Here is a 20,432-nt window from a genome sequence, read left to right as displayed (position 1 = left end):
TTTCATTCCTCTTTGGTATCACCTTTAAAATTAATCATCATTCTTCTAACAAAGTTAAACTCAGAGCAGATAACTTCACCATATTTTATTTCATTCTCATCCTCATCTTCATCTGCGGCTCCCGTTATGTCATGCTTTGCCTTGTACCTGAGTATTACAGATTTATCGCCATCTTCCCGTTTAATTACAGTGAGGGAACACATAAGCTTTTTATCTGGATTAAGTGCATTTATAAATGGATTAAGAAGTTTTGAGGAGACTGCATCGTGTTCTGCTGTGGTCAGAAATTCGCCCGCTTTATCGGACCACTCTTTTATCATCGAATATTCAGGATATCCCCCAGTGATAAAGAACTGATTAGTATCGATATCAGCTTTTAGATTTCCAAGCATTTTACATCTGAAGACAAAGTAAGCAAGCACCACGATATTGGAAACGAGAGCTGCGTACCACGGAGCATCATCCGGCATAACACTTGCAAGGGCCAGCGTGAGCACAATCTGTATCACGCCCTGGATTACAAAAGAAACGTTTGCCTTTTTTTCCTCGCCCACGGAGCTTAAATAATTCACAAAGATGGTATTCACCAGCACAAAAAGCTGTGTCACCGACATGATCCTGATCGATGTGGGAAGTACCTCCATCATGACTGGATTATCAATTGTAAATACAATCATCAGCCACTGTGGATAAATGAGGAGAGACAGAATGAGTGGGAATAGAAGCGTTACCCCTGATATCAGAGCAAAACGTTTGACAAGTCTTAATCCGTGTTCATTACGTTCCCCGTAATATGATGCTGCAAGAGGCATCACCGCTTCGCTTACGCCCGCAATGACAATGGTTGCGATAAGTTCAAGGTTTTCTATGATTGCAGCATTACCAAGTCCACTTGTTCCGATATTCTGGCTCAGAACAAAATTACCTGACAGAACCTGAAATACTATGATGAGATACATCAGCGCTTCGGGCGTACCCGGCATGATTATCTCCTTTAAACTCAGGTCATCATTGTGGCACCTTTCGTATACAAATCTGCACAAACTATCCTTATTTCGTAAATGCAGCAGAAATACACATATACCGCAAAAGGCACCGAAAATGGAGCCGAATGCAGTCACCCATATCCCCTGTTCAAGGACAAACAGGCCGACATAGTCAATAACCATATTAACAACGCCCATCACGATACCGCCGGCCATAGCAAGATTCGGATCGTTATCGTCCACCAAGACATATGCTCCGGCAAACTCCAGAACATAGAAGACCATTCCAGAAAGTAGTACAATCAAATATTCCCTTGCATATCCGAGATTATCCTCGGTTGCACACAAAACAAATAAGAGTGGATTGATGAAAATTATGCAGAGTATGCTAAGAATTATTGCTGCAACGGCGGTCCAGATTATTGCCTTCGTAAACATCCTTGCAGCTCTTTTCTTCTCACCTGCTCCTGATGCTTTGGCAATACCGATGCCTCCTCCCATACCGCCCAGCACAGCGATGATGTTAAAGAAATAATAAACGGGAGAGACGGTAGAAAATGCGGATAACGCTGTATCCCCCAGTTTAGCCGACACGCACACGGAATCCACAAGAGGGGCGAGCTGGCCGAAGACCATGGCAAACACAGACGGGGTTATATATCTGACATATCCATTTCTTATAAACGCTCTTTCACTTTTGTCGTCATTAATCATTTTTGTACCCATACTGTCATGTTTTACTGAAACCATATTACACTATGAAAAAACAAAAAATTATCAGAAGTGACATAGATGTCTAATATATTTTGATTATAGCAAGGGACAACTTCAGGTGCAAGCTATAGCAATATTTGCTTTTTTTATTCTTCTTTTTGTCCTCAGGCATATTGCCCTCATTTAAATATGCTGTGTCCATTAATACTCCTATTCTATATCTTTGATTCGTCATTATTATGTGTTTTGCAAACTTTACGGGTATATTGCCATTTAATTGGATTCTACACGTAAAATTTTTAAAATTTAGTGGGGAGTGTGTATTATCTCTAGCTTTATCGGACATGATATAAGACATATTTTATATGATGAGTATATACTAGTTGTAAACATCTTGGATTAGGGTGGCTCTGTTCCTATTTCGTTCTAAATACTACGGGTCAAACATCATTTTTTCTTATTTCACCCGTAGACAATGCTGAACTGTTCCAGAGTTATGCCACACTGGCTTTATTTTTCCAGGGATAAGTATGAAAATCTCAAAATACATTTAAATGATTAAGGCGGCCTAGTTACTAACTAGACCGCCTGATTTAAATCTGCTTATTTACTCACAATAATCATTATTCCTCGACTATACCATACCTTGATGTACCATTTGAGAATTCGAATGGATATATCATTCCTGTAATTGTTATATGTGAGCCTAAATCTTCCCAATCATAATCATATCCAGCTAGGCTGAATACTTGTGTCTGTTCCCCATTTGGCATTGTTATAGGTGAATCAAGATAAATCCCGGGATCAAAAGATGCGTCAGTATCATTACTAATTGCATCATCCAGATTGTAATATACCTGTCCATCAGTCATACTAATATACACATATACACCTGAAACCGTTACACTCGCAGGCATTAAATAGTAATCGAAATTTATATCAAAGTACTCTGAGTACTTATCCTTCAACTTTTGAACTGTGTCGAAGTCCTCTGCCTCTTGGAGCTGTGTTAAGTATGGATAAATCTCATCAGTAAATTCTGTCTCGATTGTGCCCATTAACAGTGAAACTGAATCCATTGACTCATCAATACCTGTATACTCAACATCTGTAGCCTGCACCATGTCATCCAATGTAACGTATGCTAAAAGCAATGTATCCAAGCTTTCCTCTACATCGTCAATTGTTGTAGATTTACCTTCGTATGCCTTTGCCTTACCAACATAAGCATCGATGTTTGCTGGGTCAATTTCTATGGCTTCATCAAAAGCTGCGATTGCTTCGTCATAATTTAATTCTTCAAGGTATTTCTTACCTAAGTCCAGCTTGTCCTCAAGCTTTGCTGCACCGCAGGCTGTGATAACAAGCGCTAAAGTCATGGCAGCTACTGTTTTGAGATTCTTTTTCAAATTATTCATTACTAAAATTCCTACCACTCATCTGCGTAACCTGGTATACCCCATGTCACACTTATGTCATCCTGTCCAAAGACCAAATCACCAGCATCTTCATCTCCACTCATTGAATATCCCACATGATATGGACTATCATCGTCTGTGTCATTGTCAGTGTACATGATATCTACTATACCATTGTCAAAGTCCACGGCAAATTTATTATCATCACCGAAGAACCAAGTTACAGGTCCATCCCAGACTCCGTCTACGACTTTGCCTTCGATACCTCTTGTAAAGTTTACCTCTGCTACTATTTCACCATGGTGTGTTGTAACAGTCTGCTGGCCATTTGGAGCATCAGCACTCCATTCACCTACCGCATATGCGAATCCATCATAGTCCATATGGTAAATGCTTACCCATGTACCATTTCCTTCTCGATTGCCGTTCTCGTAGTCCCCTACGTATAAATAATAGTCGTCACCGATAATGTATATTCCTGCAGAGCAAACTGATAAATCATCATAGAGATATCTATCAACGCCTGCTTCGTTCATCTGCGAAAGAATATCAACATTATCTGCAAGCAATTCTGCTACTGCTAAATAATCTCCTCCTTCGCAGAGCTCAGTAGCCTCATATATCAAATCTATTATGTCATCATGAATATCAGCTACTTCCTGAACTGACTCAACTCTTTCTATAGCCTGAAGGAGTCTATCATCATCAAACTTGTCATAACCTTCATTCAAGATTTCAAGAGCCATTTCATATTCTTCGGCTTCTACTAAAACATCACTCCAAGCAACATATGCTGTAATTTCGCCTTCGATAGCATCAGCATGATTTGGATCAATTTCAAGAGCAGAATCATATGCTGCGATAGCATTTTCGTAATCTTCTTCCTCTACATACTTTGCTCCCAAATCTAGATACTTCTGAAGTTTTTGCTCTGGAGTCTCACGCAATAGGAAAAATACGACACCCACAACTATACATAATAGTGCAAGAATAATACCAATAATAATTTTTTTATTATTCATTTTAGATGATTCCAATTTCACTCTCCTCCCTATGCATTCTAGTATTCTACGTGATTAACAATTATGCTGTATGGGTACATAGTTTCATCTTCAAAGATAATAAGCTCGCCAGTTAGTGTAACCTCATTTCCCCAATCCATAAAATCTACTGATTCTACTTCATCTGAGTTAGTTGATATCATTAAAAAATCCTGCTGTGTACCGTCTGGCATTGTTACAGGCTCGTCTAAATAGATTCCCCACCAGTGATGTGAGTAATCTTCTTCAAAGATAACATCTCCATTATCTTTGATTGCACCAATCATACCCGAAACAGTAACTAAATCTGCTGACTCTCCGCCTTCATCTGAATCGTCATCTCCGCCACCAAAAAGACCGGCAAAGCCTTCGTCTGATTCTGAGTCGCTTCCTGAGCCTGAACCTGAACCACCTTCTGATTCGTATGCATCATCAATGAATGTACCTAAGAATTCTTCTACTGAATCCCAGAAGTAATCCTCGTACTCAAGGGTAATCTCGAGAGCTTTATCGAATTCACCTTCGTTTGTAAGCTCAGCAACGTAATCTAAGTAAATGTCATTAAACTCGCTCTGAACTTCGCTCTTTAAAGCCATTACAGAATCTATATTCTCGTTGATACCAGTGTATTCCATCTCAGTATCCTTGAGCATGTCATTCAATGTATCATATGCCATGATCAATGTGCCTAACTGCTCTTCGGGATCATTAAGTGTCTCTGCCTTGCCCTGATATGCCTTAGCCAAACCAACGTAAGAATCTACGATTTCAGGCTCAATTTCTATTGCAGACTCGAATGCTGCAATAGCCTTGTCGTAATTCATATCATCCAAATATTTTTGACCTAGGTCTAACTGCCTTTCGACAGATTTCGAACCCCCACAGGCCGTGAGCATTAACACTAGACATAGCACTAATACTTTTTGCATATTTCTTTTCAACTTCATAATATTTTTTCTCTCCAAACATTTCTTAAGAAAAGAGACTACGCAAATCAAATTTAATTAAATCTGCCGTAGTCTCTTTGTTTAGTCGTCATACCCTAATGCGATTTCATATATACCATCATTTATATTTTATCTGAGATTTTGTGCCTCTACCTATATTACTACCTTAAAAACACCTACGGAAATATTATCTGTTTCTCCACGCAGTTTTAATATTTCTGTATGATTTGATAAAACTGTGTCTAGACTGCTTTGTTCAGTAATCTGCTGTTCCAGTTGTAGTAATTCCTCAGGTAAAGTCTTTCCAAAAAATCCATCGGAACCGTAAAACAGACAATCACCTATTTCCAGCTGTCCGGAATATTTCAGGTAGTCACATTCAACGTCTTTTCCCATGTAGTTATCTAGGAAATACTTAGTAATGCCATTAACGCTTCCTAAGACTGTCTGATCCTCTGTAAGCTGTGTGGCACTGCCATTTTTTACAAGCACTAGCTTACTATCTCCAAGATGAAAGACATTGTAGATAGAATCTAAAATCAGGATTATGGTTGCAGTTGAACCACCATTGCATTCACCATTTTGGCGCATGTTATATATATCTTCTTCCACCTCATCCAAGGTATCTAGAAGATGGCAGCCTACAATTTCCATATCTACCTGTGACAAATCAATTCGTGAGGTATAATCTTCAAACCAATTTTGAAACCTGCTTTTTATTAAATCAGCTACTTGCTCACTATCTTTTAAAGAGCTAATCCCATCGAATATGCCCCCAAGAAAAAGATAGTGCGAATCCTGTACAAATAGGCTGCTCAGGATTCGGTCCTGATTGACGGGCTTCTTTATACCGACATCGGTATTACATCCATTAATAATATTCATTACAAACCTTTAGTTTATGCAAACCTTATATTTTACTGGCATTGCAACGGTGAATGAAATCATATCACCATTATTTAACTGATACTTCTTGTTTGGTATCAATTCCTGACCATTAATAAGAGTCTTGTTGCTAGATCCCTGATCGATTAAATAGAACACGCCACCTGCATTCTCGATGATTGCATGTTTTCTACCTATTCCCTTGAATGCACTAGAAAAAGCAACATCAGGGGCAACTGTATCTCTAGCTACTCGACCAATTGAAATAAATGGCTTTTCAAAATCAAGCGAGATTCGTTCTGGTGCGCCGTCTATTGGAGATGATACGAGCTGTAAAAAGTTTGATTGAGATGGTATAGCATCATCAAAAATAACTGTATCATTTGAAACTGGTGCCGATTGTATTTGCTGTGCTACATGCTGAACCGGCTGCTGGATTGGTTGCTGTGGCTGCTGCATTGGCTGTGCCATAGGTTGTTGAGGCATTTGTGGTCTCACCTGTGGCATAGGCTGCTGAGCAGGTGCTGGGATTACTGGTGGTATCGGAGCTGGCTCACTCTTTTTCTTTCCAAATAAGCCCTTCTTCTCCTTTACAACAGGAGTCTTTTCTTTTTTCTTCTTTTTATCTGCCTTATCATCGCCAAATAGCTCGTTGTACACATCATTTGAGTTATTCTGCTGTGGGGCTACTTGCTGAGCAGGTACTGGCTGTGGCTGTCTCATCTGTGGTGTTGCCTGCTGCGCTTGCGCTGGCTGTGACTGTCTCATCTGTGGTGTTGCCTGCTGTGCTGGCGCTGGCTGTGGCTGTCCCATCTGTGGTGTTGCCTGCTGTGCTGGTACTGCCTGTGGCTGTCCCATCTGTGGTGTTGCCTGCTGTGCTGGTGCTGGCTGTGACTGTCTCATCTGTGGTGTTGCCTGTGAGACACTGCTCTTTACTGGCTTTTTAGCCTGGGCATCCAACTTTATTTCATTATCCAAGAAATTTTTTAATATAGCTATATTGAGATTTGGGTTCTCAAATAATCTCATCCAAGAAATCTGGAATTTAGGATCGTCTGAAATTTCAATATCAAAGGAAACATCTCTAATAAACTTCACTGCTTCCTCTGGAGTAACAACAGCATCCTTTGTTGGAATATAAACAAAATGAAGGCTATCATTTGTTTTATCAATAAATACATATTCTAAATCAAGTAAAAAATTAGTTGCCTCTAAAAACCAATCTGCTCCATGAACAAGTGGCGAGATTAATGCAGAAATATGCTGCACAAACTCTTTCTTTGTCATTGAGCTGGAAATTGAGTATTTAAGAGATGTCCAATTAATTTTTTGCTGATAGTTAAGCTGTACTCTACCATTTGAGACGGTTCTTTTAAATGGTAATAAAAAATCAGGGCAATCCTCCTGAACAACCATATAAGATATTTCATCAAAAACATCACTAGGGTCTAAAACAAGACTCAAGTATGAACCATTGATATCTGAACCAAAATCAAAAGATAAATTCTTCATTTTTAAGAACCTCCAGTTTATTTGTCATAATTGTCAAAAGTAATAGTTAAGTAAGTGCCATTAAATTTTGCAATAGCGCATCCATTATGGAATGGAAGTGCCTCCTCATAATGATTCTCAACTATTTCCTGATTTTTTTCACTAATATATGTCCATCCATCTGATGTCTTTACTGGTGCAACACCATCAGAGAATGAATATGCATCACTATATTGGTAATCAATCACAAGCTCACCTGAGTGATTAATGAAACCCCATTTACCACTTTCGTTGGCAACTGCTATCAATCCGTTTGATTCAGGTGCTTTTGCATCTGAATACTTATCAGAACCAACAGTATTTCCCTCGGTATCAATAAGTTCCCAGCTGTTTCCACGCTTTACCATTGCGTTGCCACCTCGGAATGCCTGACCTACTGAATTGATTGCTACATCATCTAATTCTAATGGAATTACCTCTTCACCACCGTCAGTGATAACACCCCATTTTCCGCCATCTTGAATTGCAACAACACCGTTTGAATTCATGGTAATCAAATCGTACTGATGTGTTGATGAACTAGATTCGAAATCATAATTATAGAAACCATATTTACCGTCTTTTTTAGCAATAACATGACCTGCTGCAATACCAAGTACTTCTTCAACACCAGTGTCATCACGACCGTACATAGCACCGTCGTCGTTTATAACATAATATTGGCCTTCGGCCTTAACAACTGCATAACCGTCTCCATTTTCATCAACATAAAATGGTGTCTCATCCTGAAATGTGACATTGTAAATTATGCTTCCAGTATCATTTATGTATACCCACTGCTGCCCATCATATGCTGCAAATTTTCCACTTTCATCGTCTGGCTTAATTTGCTCTACTGATAGAAAGTTTTCTTTGTACATAAAGCGCAGGCTATCATACATAGTAGAAATCTCTTCGGACTCAGGATACTGTTCTACACCCTTTTCACATACCTCTAATGCATCTTCGTAAAGGTACATGTTTGAATATGTCTTTACAAGTCGTTGGTAATCTTTTTCTGTGGCTACGCCTCTTTTTATTCTAGACTGTGCAAGTCTCTGAAAACTATTTACATCTCCATATCCTAAGTATGCAACCAAGAGCTTCGACTCAATCTTGTTTTGTTTTGCCTCTGTAGTATTAATATCTAAAGCCGCCTCGTAAGCGTCAATAGCGCGGACATAAAGTTCCTTTTCTACAAAAGTATCGCCCTGCTGTACAAGAGCGTTTTGCTCCTTAGTCTGATCTATTTTTAAGAAATTTTGCAGGATAAATACCCACATTACAGCCAAGACTGCAAAGATAATTACAATTAGTAGTATGCGTTTCTGCTTCATATATTAACCCTTTCTCTCTGCACTACATAAGCACAAGTGTAAGACATAATCCAAAATGTAAGAATGGAACTAATGGCATGGTACTTTTCAAAGTAGTTTTCTTCATAATCAAAAGAATTATAGAAAACAAGCTACACGCTAATGTTCCGTATAGTATGGTTGGAATAATTCTATCGATTGTCAAAAAGAAGCCCATTACAAAGGCAAGTTTAACGTCTCCGCCTCCTAGCTGTCCCTTTGTAATTAGGTAACAAAGTAGGAATACTAATCCAGCAATAAATGCGCCACCAAGAGAAAACATGAGAAGGGCTATACCTTCATCTCTTGCTACAACAATATATCCACCAACCATAATTACCCATAGCATTACTGAAACTGCAAGCAATCTATCTGGAACCACGCTAGACATCTTGTCGATAAATGCAAACACAGATAATAGCACTAGTATTACCATGCACATGGATTCAATTACTATATTGTTAACGTATGCTTTTGTTACGAAATAGCGCAAGATTATTGCCACTAAATCGAATCCAAGCACAAGATATAAGTACCAATTTTTAAATAAGTCTTTGTTTAAGTATTTCAAAACTCTCACCTTTAATCTTTTGGATATTTGTTTCCATCGCCGTCCATCCAGCCTTTGGCGCACGCTCTCTGATGGATTGTAAGTGTGTAATCTTTAAGGAAAAAATTTATGAGTGGTATTTCTACATCGTAAGTTACATCCAAAACGATTAATCCAGTATCGTGATTAAATTCGCTTTTTGTAAAATTCAGTCCTCCATAACCATCTGTTACATAATGCTTATCAAGGTAATCGTTAGCATCCATAGAACTTGGTGCTATATATTGTCTTGTTAGCAAATAACCCAAACCACCAGCTACAGAATTTTCTATAAACTGTTCGCCATTTATAGTGCCATTATATAGAGCGCCAATTGCTACTGCATATGGATCATCAGCTAATGTATCTGCACCTGATAGAACTGAATTTCCATTATTTACCCAATCATCTGCAGACATTGTATTACCGCTACTAAATATGTTTTTAAGCGCCTGAATAGCCCCCTTAACGGTATCATATTTTTCAATATACGGATCTCCGTCGTTATGCAACGTTTCTACAGCCTCGCCAACTGGTGACATTTCATATAAATATGAATATGATGCAATCTGATTTGCTGCAGAATTAAGGGCAAACTGTATTCGATTGTGAACTATAAACACGTTGATTAAGCTAATGATACTAACTATGGCTGCTATAAATATCACCAATGACACACTAGCTTCTACAACTATGCTTCCCGATTTGTCTTTTCTAATATTTTTAATTATCAATTTAATACGACCTCGTAACAGTGTATGTGTACCATCTACTTTCAAATTCAAGAATCTCATCATATTTATCAGGATTAGCCTGTTTAGCAAATCCCTTAGGCATTACTGCAAATGGTAATTGACACATACATGATGCATCTACTGCTGTATAGGCTTTATCTAATTGGAATGCACCATTATTTGATAATGTACCACTTTCGCCTACGCCCTGTGCTACACAGTTAACATTCATCTCTATCAAATCGCCAGTTCGTTGTACTCTTTGGTCTCTATTTGTAAAGAAATATAATAAAATCTTTGTATAATCTTCATAATCAAGTTCAATTTCACTCTTATCTGAGGCTTCTTTTGCCTCATCAACCAGAGGTACGCTATCATCTACCAACGATATAATTTTAGAAGCATATGCAAAATCAGATATTTCATTTTTGATAAGCTTAGTTTTTTCTCCGTTTTTTAACAAATCCCAATCGCCGTAACTTTCTAAGGTGGCCAAACTAACTCTCATTCCTTGATTCAATGCAAATACGATTGGTGGTGCTACACCTAATGCAGATGCTGAATTAATGGCTGTATTGACTCCTGAACATGTATATGTACTTATATAATTCATAAGCATTCTAAAAGCCACAATTCTATTTCTGACATCTGCCAAATTTTTCTTTGCAGAACCATCGCCTGTGTGACCTGAAATCAAATATTCGATTTCCCCAAGATATGAATAATTACAATTAGGCGAAAACTCGTACCCAACTAATGAAGTAGCTGCTCCCTCTTCGTCCGATTTAACACCTGTGGTACGATTAGTAAACATGCCAAAATCATATTCCATTAAATAAAAGTCATCCAAAGCTGTAGTTGCAATTCCTGAATCACTATTGAAAACAGAAGTTAAGTTTTCAAATAGATTTGTTACACTATCTATTGTCCCAATTGGCGAACCTGCTGTAGATGAATACATTCCAGGAATATCTCTAGTTGCATCTGCTGCAGCCTCTTCGGCAGCATTACTCTCCTCTATCTTTTGATTTGCTTCATCTTCAACCTTTTGTTTTGCTTTCTTACTCTTTGCCTTTGCTTTTTTTTCACTTTCTCCATTACCATCATATTTTTCTTTTAAATCTTGGTATTGGGCATCAGTTCTTATATTTGTCCAAACATCAGCACTTACGTTGGAAAGATGGTTCATTCCATCAGCTGTATATCCATTTATTGTGTCTGATAAAGAATTTTTATTAGACAAAACTAAATCATTTAAGTGATGGATATCATCTTCACTTACCGGATCCAAGTTTTCCAAATTTTTTTCTACAGCTGCTTTAAATTGTTCGTTGACCCCATCTTGAGCCAAAGAGTTTTCAACAGCCTGTTTTTTAGCCTCGAAATCAGCCATTGCTGATATTAACGTATCACCTTTAGAAACAATATCATCATAAGCATTGCTATAGGAAGTGTTAATACTATTTATTATGTCATTTACCGCCTTCATGGCATTAGTAACATTATCATTTGCAGCATTTATTTTTCTTTCAAGCGCTTCTTGTTCCTCTTCTGTATCTGCTGTTTCATTTCGTAGGTTTTCAAGAGCTGTAAGGGCATCATTATACTCATTTATCTTCGTGTTTAAATCATCCAGATCATTTTTTATATCTGGACCATCTGTATTTGCAACATAATCAAAGGCTTTATAGTAATCTTGGGCCTTTGTTGAGTATGAATCACATTCTTCTGTAAGATCCTCTAATTTTTTTGAGACATCTAGATTCTCTTCCACATGTTGCATATTATCAATTGCATCTAATATTCCACCTTCTGTATCCTCTACAATACTAACGATGATTCGATATTTCATATAATCAGCAATCTGTGTTTCTAGAATATTAGTATTACTGAGACTACTGTCCTCGACACATTCATAGTCCAATTTTACGTCAGCATTTCCATATGGCATGAAGGATTTTTGTGAATTAGCTCCATCCTTATATGTCTTAATAATTTCTTCACTTATTTGGTCCATATCTACATCGCCACCGTTAGAAATGGCAAATAAACCATATAATGTATACAAGTAACCATCATACTCAGACAAAACTGCTGCACCATACGTGTCAGCAGCCATCACACCCTGATTACCAAATAGTTTTAGTCTAGCTAAGTCAACCATAAATCCTGTAAAAAACACACATGGTACAAGTAGCATGGTTACTAAAACAGTTACCGATCCCCTTATTCCCTTTTTCTTATATCTCATCCCTTTATGCATGATATATTTATAGTCCTTTATATAAACATTTGATAATGTATTATTCTCTATTCAACATGTAGTACTCTTTTAATCTCTCCATAAGCCTCAGCTACTTTTTCAGTCATAGCTTGCAAGCTTTTACCAACTTTTGTTTCGGATACTACATCTCCCACCAACTGAGAAGTTCTAACAAATTCATCTGGATCATTAATTACAACCATAGCTTCAACTCCTAACGTGACACTTGGGTCAAAGCCTAATATTTCAAATCTAACTGGCATTTTAACTTTTTGTGTGGCTGTTGCTGTTAGATTTTGATATACAACAAAATTATTGACTTCATATGTGACTTCAATATTACTTACACTTCTAAAAAACATCGGTCCAGCTATTGATTCAAAAAAAGATTGAAAAGTACTTTCGTCTTCAGCTGTAATCATAAAAATGTTCCTGTATGGAAACCCTAGTCCTTGATCCTCGAAGGTATTAGCATGGACATCTAACGCATTAGATGCACCATCTGCAACAAGAACAACATTTGTGTCTGAGACCGAATTTTTGAAATATAACAATGCAGTCTGCAAATTCGACTGCAAAATTGCCCTTTGGCATAAAAATAGGGACAAATAGAATAGAACTAGAGTAATCATAATAATAATTGGAAACACAATTGTGGCTTCAACTATTGAATTTCCTTTATTGTCTTTTAATACTTTCATTCTATTCTCTGTCCCTTCAATAATTTCTAAATTACTTAATCTCGTTTGTTGTCTCTGTAACGTTACCCCATGTAGAGTTGAACCACTCCTGTAACTTGCCCCAGAATAAAGCTGCAAGTAAAACTGCGATAAGTACTAAGATAACTGCTGCAACGATACCAGATACACCTCTGTTATCCTCTTTGAATGCCTTTACTGCATTGTTCATTTTGATTTTTGCTCCGATGAGCTTGTTGTTGATTAATCTTCTCATATATTCCTCCTGAAAAATCTGTTGTCTATATATCATCTACCCTACGACTGTTCTTAAAACATATTGAAGCCACTCATTACGGGTACGATAACCATAATTAATATTCCAGCAAACATAAGTAATGTTGGAATTAAAAGCTTTTGCTGAACTTTTTCAGCCATACGACGGCTGCTATGTTTTCTTTCCATCCAGCTTTCGTCGTTTAACTCTTTGAAATATTTAACAATTTCAGAATTACCCTTTGATATGTTTTGGGTAATCGCAGATGCAAGCTTTGTAACATATTTGTCATTACATTTAACTTGCATTTTATGGTATGCCTCTGATGGAGATACATTGTTTGCAATGTCTCGAGATACTAATTTCATCTCTTCGTATAAAACTCCATCACCACTTTTCATTGTAAGTTGCCATGCCTGATTAACTTCCAAACCGGCAGATGTCAGCAATGTAAGCTTTGAAATAACCTGTGGAAAATCTAACTCAATAGAATCTTTTCTCTTTTCAACTTCAGAATTAATTCTGTCTAGTGGCAAGTATCCAACTATGCCACAAAGTAGTAATGGAACTATGAAAACAACAACTGTACGTCCGCCTATTTCCATAGCAATTCCTACTGAAAGCATTGCAAAACCAACAATTCCACCAATCATTGAAAGTGCGATAAGGCTAGCTAACATGTAATATGCATAACTAACGGCTACATCTTGTTTCTTTAGCTGTTGGCATTTAATAATAAGACGCTTGATAATTGGAGTATTGATATCCCAGCCTAATAAAGAGATTGCTCCATATCCCGCAAGTGCCACTGTGTCCAAGGCGCTAATTTTGCCAGTCTGATATTTTTCAAGTAATTTTTGAGATGCATCTCTCTTCTTTTTTAATGCGGACGCCTTTTTCTTGATTTTCTTTTTTTCTTTTGCAGTCATAGTTTCAGCAGTAGCCTTGAAATCCTCGGCTAATTCTGTCATCTCCAATTCGATAACTTCAAGCTTTTCGGACTCCATAAGAATCTGGGTATTTTTCAAGCTCTCCATTGATTTTTCATTTGCACGAAGACACAAAAAAGCATATGCGAGAAATATTACTGTCGAACAAATAATTCCTATTAACATTTACTATCTCCTTTATACTTTTATATTTATTGCCTTTACTGCAATTACAAATGATGCTGCAAAGAGCGCAAGTGCTACTGTAGCTACTATATGTCCAACTGTTGTAGTAAATAAACTATCCATAAAGCCTGAACCCAATGCTGACATGAAAATTACAATGATTATTGGCATGCAAAGCATGGTATATGTCTCAGACTTTGACGAAGTGATGGCTGTTTCAATCTCCTCTGTAATCTCAATTTTGTCTCCGATAATGTTGTAAGTTTGATTGATGATGGCACCAAAGTTGTTTGATTTACCTTCGATTACAGAAAAAATAGTGGCAAAACTTTTTACATCCTCAAGCTGGCTACGGTTAGCAAAATCCATGAATAAATCTGTTAGCTTACGACCACCGTTCTCATACTGATTAATAATATTGTTAATCTCTATTATGATATCTGCATCATCGTCATAAACCTGCTTAAGTGCATTTCTTGCTGATAGAATTGCCTTATATTCTACATCGCCTGCATTGGCTGCAACTGACATATTCTCAAGGAAATCTCTAAATTCTAACAAAAGCTTTTTCTGCCTTTTAGTGATTGTTGATTGCGCATAAATCTTTTCGAGGAAATATCCCAAAAATAATCCCAAAACTACAGAAATGATTATTAAATGATAGAAAAGATATACTACTGCTGCTGCCAAAAACGAAGCAAGCACATAAACAGTAATATGGTCTTTTTTTGTCATATTACATTGGTAATATACCGTTAGATTATTGTTCTGCATATAAAACTCCTATTTATAGATAGTCATAGATTCCACTTGCAATAAACTTGTCTGGATGAACCATCTCGTTATCTGTTCGCTGCAATGAACCAATGACTTTTTCCTTTGTGCTTCTCTCTGGGTCCTCTTTGAACTGAAATAGTGGATTTAAAAGAATCTCGCCATGTTCATCAAGTTTAAGGATTTCGGAAATCTCAAGTGTTTTTCTTGAACTATCACGCATCCTTCCCAAATGAACAATGATGTCAACAGCCGATACAATCTGCTGTCTGATGGCAGGAAGTGGAAGTCCTGGGGAACCACTAAGTACCATTGTTTCTAGACGGCTAAGCATATCTCTTGCACTGTTGGCGTGACCTGTCGAAAGTGAACCATCATGACCTGTGTTCATGGCCTGTAACATATCCAATGCCTCAGCGCCACGGACCTCACCAACAACAATTCTATCCGGTCTCATTCGAAGTGAAGACTTAATCAAATCTCTGATTGAAATTTCTCCTTCACCAGTAGCATTTGCATTTCTTGTTTCTAATCTAACTAAGTTTGGAATATTCTTAATTTGAAGCTCTGCTGAATCCTCAATCGTAATAACTCTTTCATTTGATGGGATGTAATTTGATAAGGCGTTAAGGAATGTTGTTTTTCCGGAACCTGTACCACCAGAGATAAACACATTATATTTTGCCTCAACTAGCTTCTTTAAAAACTCTGCTGCCTCATTTGTAAGTGAGCCAAATTTTATTAATTTTTCAATTGTCATACCCTCTTCTGGGAAACGACGAATTGTAACTATCGGACCATTAAGAGCGATAGGATCAAGTACAACGTTTACACGGGAACCATCGGAAAGTCTTGAGTCAACTATTGGATCTGATTCTGTTACAGATCTACCCATCTCCTGAACGAACTTAGTAATAATATTTCTAAATGCTTCTTGACTCTCAAATCTATCAGGTATCTGAGTAAGTTTTCCGTTCTGCTCTACGAAAATATTGTCATAACCATTTATCATAATTTCAGTAATGGTTTTGTCAGAAATGATTTTACCAAGAATTCCAAGACCTCTGATTGACTCAAAGACTGTGTCTAATAGACTGTTTTCAACCTTGTATGACATTGCACCGTAGAATCTTTGAATCTCAGGATCTTCGTTTGCAATAGAAGCCTTTCTGTTGTCAAAAATTTCTTTTATTTTCTTCTTGAGTTCTTCATCAGAGAAACTGGCGTAATCATCTACTGCAGTGACAATTGTTTTTATCCTAGTTACTTCTTCTGAGAAATAATCGTTCATCTCTTATAGCGCTCCCACAATTTTATCCATTTCAACGTTAACTGATAAACCGTATACAATGTTCTCTGCTGTGTTTGAAATCATAGGCAATGAAGCTACATTTCTAACTGAACCTTCAAAGAATACAGGTCTACCATTAACAACCTTGTTAGTAATTGAAATGCATTTATTTAATTCAAAATCACCAGCAATTTCTACTGCTGAATAATAAGACTGGATTTTTTTAGCAGAAATTACATCGCTGGATTGTACCAAAACAACCTGATCTGCCATCTTAAGTAATTCTGCATTTTTGCTGCATGAAGATGAATCCAAGTCCACAATAACGTAATCAAAATGACCGTATGTTGCTAAAACATCAACTAGACTTGTAAGCTCCTCTGCAGTAGTAGCATCAAAATCTGCGAACTTGTCAAAGCTTGCGACATAGTGAAGATGTGGTTGCTTGTCCTGTTTGATACCCTGAATCTTCATTTCGAAATTAATGTTGTTATTAATCTCAGCTGCTAATTCTCTAATGCCTCGACCAAGTTTGTCTTCAAAAAATATACTATCACTTGGATACATCTCTAAATTCAAATACAAGGTTTCCTTGCCTATGCTAGCCAACTTTGTTGCTGTAGCCATAGCTACTGTAGTTTTGCCTGCCCCACCGACTGGTGACCAAAATGCAATAACTTTGGCACCAATAGATTTATCAGATCCTGTTACACCAGAAACTGAAGCATATTGCTCAATGACACTCTTGTAGACATTGCTGATTCGCTGGTATTTTTGTACTTTACCTATTTGGGCAAGCTCTGGATCTACTGTTCCAGACTCATCTACAAGGATAATAGGTAATTTTACAAAGCTGTCACAGCCTGCAAAATACATGTCTGGAGATATGAGAAGTACATCTAACTTCACACTAGCCAAAAGCTCTGGCAAATTTGCTTTATCTGTATATGAATAGATTTCTACCTCATCATAGCCTGACAAAACCTTTCCTATTCTTGCTACATAATCTTTATTACTGTCAGCAATTCCAAGTTTTAGTATCATTTTTCCACCTTCTTATTATCTAAGTTATTGTTAAATTCCGTATTCGTTATCAAGAGTTTTCTTAAGTCGTTTCAATGATGATTTCGCAAGTACTATATATGCGATGAAAAGTACAAGGGCTAAGCCACATAGGGCTATTCCGCCAAAGAATATAAATTTTCCCATTATAACCAGCCTCCATCCTTAACATTTTTCAATTGAGTTTTAAGAACTTCCATCTCTGAATCCTCAACATTTGCTTGTTCGTAGAGTTCAAATGCTTTGTTGCAATACTCCTGCATCTGATGGTAATCTCTGTTTTCGTTTGCCTTTGTATCCTGCTTTTGTACTTCTAATACTGCAAGTCGTTTGTATACTCTATAGTTGTTTGGATACTGTTCAGCAAGACTAAGAAGCTCCTGCTCTGCACTATCTAAATCTCCAAGCTGACCATAAAGGTAAGCTATATTTTCACCAATTTGATAAGTATCTACCCCTGATTCTCTAATCATGATGTAGATGTTTAGAGCGTCATCATATTTTTCCATTTGAACATAATCACGGGCTGCTAAAAGCAATGCTCTGTTGTAGATTTCAATATCGAGTTTGTCCTTGATGATTGGCTCAAGTAGAGAAACTGCTGCAACATAATTTCCTTTGCTACTTTCAATTTCCGCATTTACGTAGTCCATAGACACTTGATTCATGCCATAAGATACTGCTATTTCAACTGTATCCTCTGCCTTTTCTAAATCGCCCAATTTTGCCAAGGACACTGCATAATCACGATAATATGTAGGATTGTCCTCCACATATTCGAAAGCTTGCTCAAGATAATGTTTTGCATTCTCATAATCCTCAAGCTCGTATGAGCAATTGCCCATGATAGCATAAAGATTTCCAATTAAATCCTTTGTGTTATATTCGTTTTCAACAACTATCTGGCTGGCAAAAATCTCTTGGATTCTGTTTTGAGCACCTTCATAATCTCCTGAAAGATATAAGTAATATGCTTCACGTTCAAATGCCTTTAGACGTTCTGGCTTTTCTTCTTCTAGAGCTTTAACTGTTTCTATTGCCACCTGATAGTTATAGTTATTTGCGCTGTTATCTGCAGTTAAAACCTCACTGTCGTAGTGAGCATCATATTCTATTTGAATGCGTTTGATTCCAAAGCCTACTAGTCCACATCCAAAAACTAATGAAAGTAACGCTGCTACTAATAGAACCTTTTCCTTGCGCTTAAGTGCAATATATCTACGATCGAGCTTGTAAATATTTACAAATGCCTCATGAACTTTTATACCGTTCTGATACCTATCATCTGGATTAAGGGCCATCATTTTATCAATGATAACAACAAGTCCTTCGCTGATATTTAAGTTTAGCTTTGACAATGGAACAATAGCATTGAAATCTATTTCTGGTCCTTTGCCTGTAATAAGGTGATAAAGAACAGCACCGAGGCTATAAACATCTGAACGGGCATCAATTGTCATCGTGAGTTTTAAGATGACCGTTTTGTCATCATCCCATATTTCCGTAGCATCCTCGTCAGCCACATGGTATACAGCTTTTTGAGCTACTTGATTAATATCAGTAGTTCCCATAAGTGATGAGAATACTCGTTCTGTTGCAGAGCCAGGGATTGTGTTGACATGTGTAACTTTTTTATAAGTTTCAATATCTCTATATTGTTCTGGTGGAGCGTAACCGATAGAAATACCCACAGAAAATTTAAGGCTGTCATCAAATAAAACCGATACATTGAAATCGATTAATGTGGCATCCCCATTTGAATTTATAATTATATTTGCTGGTTTTATATCTGAATGAATTATCGCCGGAGTCTGACTATGAAGATATGCTAATGCATCAGATAACTGTCTCCCCCACCTAACGATGTCTCGTTGAGTGTAATGACTACCATTATTTAAAATATTATCAAGGGAGGTTCCCTCAATAAAATCCATTACTGTGTAGATGCCTTCATCCGTCTCGATAAAGTCATATACACGTGGTAGATTGGGATGTTTTAATTTTTTAAGAATATCCGCTTCCTGTCTTCTATATACTCTATCTTTGACCTCTTCACGGATTTGTTTTACTACTACAAGAGTATCCAAACGAAGGTGGCGGGCTTTATAAACAATTCCGCCGCCACCTTCTCCAATTTGCTCTATAATTTGGTAAGAGTCGCCAAGTACGTCACCAATATTCATATTATCATTCACCTAATGTTATATTTAACGAGGATTTGCGCGTAAAAATCCTCGAACTAATTATATATACATATAAATTATTAGTCAATTATTGTGGAAGTACTTTATCTATATTATTTTGTCTCTGCTTTGCTGTCTGTTCGTACACATCCAACATAATAAGTCCTAAAAGATCACCTACTGTGAGTATCAATAGAAAACCATTAAGGGCTATATTTACATAGAACACATAATTAAACTGCTGATAATCCAAAATAGTATTCTCGTTAATGTATGCCCACAATTGATAATACAAAGTAATATTACAAACAAGTAAGATTGATACCATAGCCTCTATTATTTTTGATGGTCTAGCGGATTTTTTAATCCATCCAATAAAGATATATATGGCTACAAAAAATATTATTAAATAATAATAATTAAATGAACCTAATTCATAACCTGCTATTGTTCTTCCCAGCATCTCTTCGAAAATGCTATGTTGTCTCAGTTCACCACGCTCCAAATGTGAAATACAAGGTGTGAGACTACCTGCAAGCATAAGAATTGAAGTCCATATATTAATAAATCTAAGATTGAACTTTTTCATATT

Annotated in this window: 19 protein-coding genes; all 19 read right to left on the bottom strand. The window is 37.0% G+C overall.

Features of this window, described 5'->3' with window-relative positions:
• Positions 1-2: 2 nt before the first annotated feature.
• Positions 3-1,700 (bottom strand): MATE family efflux transporter, encoded by a 1,698-nt coding sequence (locus E7276_RS02000; protein WP_294213090.1) that lies wholly within the window; start codon positions 1,698-1,700, stop codon positions 3-5.
• A 623-nt stretch (positions 1,701-2,323) separates the two neighbouring features.
• Positions 2,324-3,118 carry a tetratricopeptide repeat protein gene (locus tag E7276_RS01995; protein WP_294213088.1) on the bottom strand — a complete coding sequence of 265 codons (795 nt, stop codon included), beginning with the start codon at positions 3,116-3,118 and terminating at the stop codon, positions 2,324-2,326.
• Between the two features lie 11 nt (positions 3,119-3,129).
• The gene (locus E7276_RS01990; protein ID WP_294213086.1) at positions 3,130-4,155 is read right to left on the bottom strand and encodes a tetratricopeptide repeat protein; all 1,026 of its coding nucleotides are present in this window, start codon (positions 4,153-4,155) and stop codon (positions 3,130-3,132) included.
• Positions 4,156-4,178: 23 nt separating this feature from the next.
• Positions 4,179-5,105 carry a tetratricopeptide repeat protein gene (locus E7276_RS01985; protein ID WP_294213084.1) on the bottom strand — a complete coding sequence of 309 codons (927 nt, stop codon included), beginning with the start codon at positions 5,103-5,105 and terminating at the stop codon, positions 4,179-4,181.
• Positions 5,106-5,258: 153 nt separating this feature from the next.
• Positions 5,259-5,759, bottom strand: a complete 501-nt coding sequence (locus tag E7276_RS01980; RefSeq protein ID WP_294213083.1) for a PP2C family protein-serine/threonine phosphatase — start codon at positions 5,757-5,759, stop codon at positions 5,259-5,261.
• 240 nt (positions 5,760-5,999) lie between these two features.
• Positions 6,000-7,502 (bottom strand): FHA domain-containing protein, encoded by a 1,503-nt coding sequence (locus E7276_RS01975; protein WP_294213081.1) that lies wholly within the window; start codon positions 7,500-7,502, stop codon positions 6,000-6,002.
• Positions 7,503-7,519: 17 nt separating this feature from the next.
• Positions 7,520-8,857, bottom strand: coding sequence for a WG repeat-containing protein (locus E7276_RS01970; protein ID WP_294213079.1), 1,338 nt, complete (start codon positions 8,855-8,857; stop codon positions 7,520-7,522).
• Between the two features lie 22 nt (positions 8,858-8,879).
• Positions 8,880-9,446 (bottom strand): prepilin peptidase, encoded by a 567-nt coding sequence (locus E7276_RS01965; RefSeq protein WP_294213076.1) that lies wholly within the window; start codon positions 9,444-9,446, stop codon positions 8,880-8,882.
• Between the two features lie 11 nt (positions 9,447-9,457).
• Positions 9,458-10,198 (bottom strand): TadE/TadG family type IV pilus assembly protein, encoded by a 741-nt coding sequence (locus E7276_RS01960; RefSeq protein WP_294213075.1) that lies wholly within the window; start codon positions 10,196-10,198, stop codon positions 9,458-9,460.
• A gap of 1 nt (position 10,199) precedes the next feature.
• Positions 10,200-12,461 (bottom strand): DUF5702 domain-containing protein, encoded by a 2,262-nt coding sequence (locus E7276_RS01955; protein WP_294213073.1) that lies wholly within the window; start codon positions 12,459-12,461, stop codon positions 10,200-10,202.
• A 47-nt stretch (positions 12,462-12,508) separates the two neighbouring features.
• A complete protein-coding gene (locus tag E7276_RS01950) occupies positions 12,509-13,162 on the bottom strand; it encodes a TadE/TadG family type IV pilus assembly protein (RefSeq protein ID WP_294213072.1) in 654 nt (217 codons plus the stop codon).
• Between the two features lie 31 nt (positions 13,163-13,193).
• Positions 13,194-13,415, bottom strand: a complete 222-nt coding sequence (locus tag E7276_RS01945) for an archaellin/type IV pilin N-terminal domain-containing protein (protein ID WP_294213069.1) — start codon at positions 13,413-13,415, stop codon at positions 13,194-13,196.
• Positions 13,416-13,468: 53 nt separating this feature from the next.
• Complete coding sequence (locus E7276_RS01940; protein ID WP_294213068.1) at positions 13,469-14,530, bottom strand: type II secretion system F family protein; 1,062 nt, start codon at positions 14,528-14,530, stop codon at positions 13,469-13,471.
• Positions 14,531-14,542: 12 nt separating this feature from the next.
• Positions 14,543-15,304, bottom strand: a complete 762-nt coding sequence (locus E7276_RS01935; RefSeq protein WP_294213066.1) for a type II secretion system F family protein — start codon at positions 15,302-15,304, stop codon at positions 14,543-14,545.
• Positions 15,305-15,317: 13 nt separating this feature from the next.
• A complete protein-coding gene (locus tag E7276_RS01930; protein WP_294213065.1) occupies positions 15,318-16,595 on the bottom strand; it encodes a CpaF family protein in 1,278 nt (425 codons plus the stop codon).
• 3 nt (positions 16,596-16,598) lie between these two features.
• Positions 16,599-17,639 carry an AAA family ATPase gene (locus E7276_RS01925; RefSeq protein WP_294213063.1) on the bottom strand — a complete coding sequence of 347 codons (1,041 nt, stop codon included), beginning with the start codon at positions 17,637-17,639 and terminating at the stop codon, positions 16,599-16,601.
• A gap of 30 nt (positions 17,640-17,669) precedes the next feature.
• On the bottom strand, positions 17,670-17,804 hold the full coding sequence (locus E7276_RS01920) for a hypothetical protein (protein ID WP_294213061.1): 135 nt from the start codon (positions 17,802-17,804) through the stop codon (positions 17,670-17,672).
• Positions 17,804-19,840 carry a protein kinase domain-containing protein gene (locus tag E7276_RS01915; protein ID WP_294213057.1) on the bottom strand — a complete coding sequence of 679 codons (2,037 nt, stop codon included), beginning with the start codon at positions 19,838-19,840 and terminating at the stop codon, positions 17,804-17,806. Before E7276_RS01915 ends, E7276_RS01920 begins: the two co-directional genes overlap by 1 nt.
• A gap of 88 nt (positions 19,841-19,928) precedes the next feature.
• Entirely contained in the window at positions 19,929-20,429 is a 501-nt protein-coding gene (locus E7276_RS01910) for a hypothetical protein (RefSeq protein WP_294213054.1), read from the bottom strand.
• Between the last annotated feature and the right edge of the window lie 3 nt (positions 20,430-20,432).

The organism is Pseudobutyrivibrio sp. (assembly GCF_015057185.1).
In the GTDB taxonomy this organism is placed as follows: Bacteria; Bacillota; Clostridia; order Lachnospirales; family Lachnospiraceae; genus Pseudobutyrivibrio.
This window is presented reverse-complemented; position numbering and strand designations above follow the sequence as displayed.

What these genes read in the sequence shown, in the direction of transcription:
- E7276_RS01995 (WP_294213088.1), bottom strand. Translation starts at nt 3,118, where the DNA reads ATGAATAATTTGAAAAAGAATCTCAAAACAGTAGCTGCCATGACTTTA.
- E7276_RS01940 (WP_294213068.1), bottom strand. Translation starts at nt 14,530, where the DNA reads ATGTTAATAGGAATTATTTGTTCGACAGTAATATTTCTCGCATATGCT.
- E7276_RS01945 (WP_294213069.1), bottom strand. Translation starts at nt 13,415, where the DNA reads ATGAGAAGATTAATCAACAACAAGCTCATCGGAGCAAAAATCAAAATG.
- E7276_RS02000 (WP_294213090.1), bottom strand. Translation starts at nt 1,700, where the DNA reads ATGATTAATGACGACAAAAGTGAAAGAGCGTTTATAAGAAATGGATAT.
- E7276_RS01910 (WP_294213054.1), bottom strand. Translation starts at nt 20,429, where the DNA reads ATGAAAAAGTTCAATCTTAGATTTATTAATATATGGACTTCAATTCTT.
- E7276_RS01920 (WP_294213061.1), bottom strand. Translation starts at nt 17,804, where the DNA reads ATGGGAAAATTTATATTCTTTGGCGGAATAGCCCTATGTGGCTTAGCC.
- E7276_RS01975 (WP_294213081.1), bottom strand. Translation starts at nt 7,502, where the DNA reads ATGAAGAATTTATCTTTTGATTTTGGTTCAGATATCAATGGTTCATAC.
- E7276_RS01935 (WP_294213066.1), bottom strand. Translation starts at nt 15,304, where the DNA reads ATGCAGAACAATAATCTAACGGTATATTACCAATGTAATATGACAAAA.
- E7276_RS01985 (WP_294213084.1), bottom strand. Translation starts at nt 5,105, where the DNA reads ATGAAGTTGAAAAGAAATATGCAAAAAGTATTAGTGCTATGTCTAGTG.
- E7276_RS01980 (WP_294213083.1), bottom strand. Translation starts at nt 5,759, where the DNA reads ATGGAAATTGTAGGCTGCCATCTTCTAGATACCTTGGATGAGGTGGAA.
- E7276_RS01970 (WP_294213079.1), bottom strand. Translation starts at nt 8,857, where the DNA reads ATGAAGCAGAAACGCATACTACTAATTGTAATTATCTTTGCAGTCTTG.
- E7276_RS01915 (WP_294213057.1), bottom strand. Translation starts at nt 19,840, where the DNA reads ATGAATATTGGTGACGTACTTGGCGACTCTTACCAAATTATAGAGCAA.
- E7276_RS01950 (WP_294213072.1), bottom strand. Translation starts at nt 13,162, where the DNA reads ATGAAAGTATTAAAAGACAATAAAGGAAATTCAATAGTTGAAGCCACA.
- E7276_RS01955 (WP_294213073.1), bottom strand. Translation starts at nt 12,461, where the DNA reads ATGCATAAAGGGATGAGATATAAGAAAAAGGGAATAAGGGGATCGGTA.
- E7276_RS01930 (WP_294213065.1), bottom strand. Translation starts at nt 16,595, where the DNA reads ATGAACGATTATTTCTCAGAAGAAGTAACTAGGATAAAAACAATTGTC.
- E7276_RS01925 (WP_294213063.1), bottom strand. Translation starts at nt 17,639, where the DNA reads ATGATACTAAAACTTGGAATTGCTGACAGTAATAAAGATTATGTAGCA.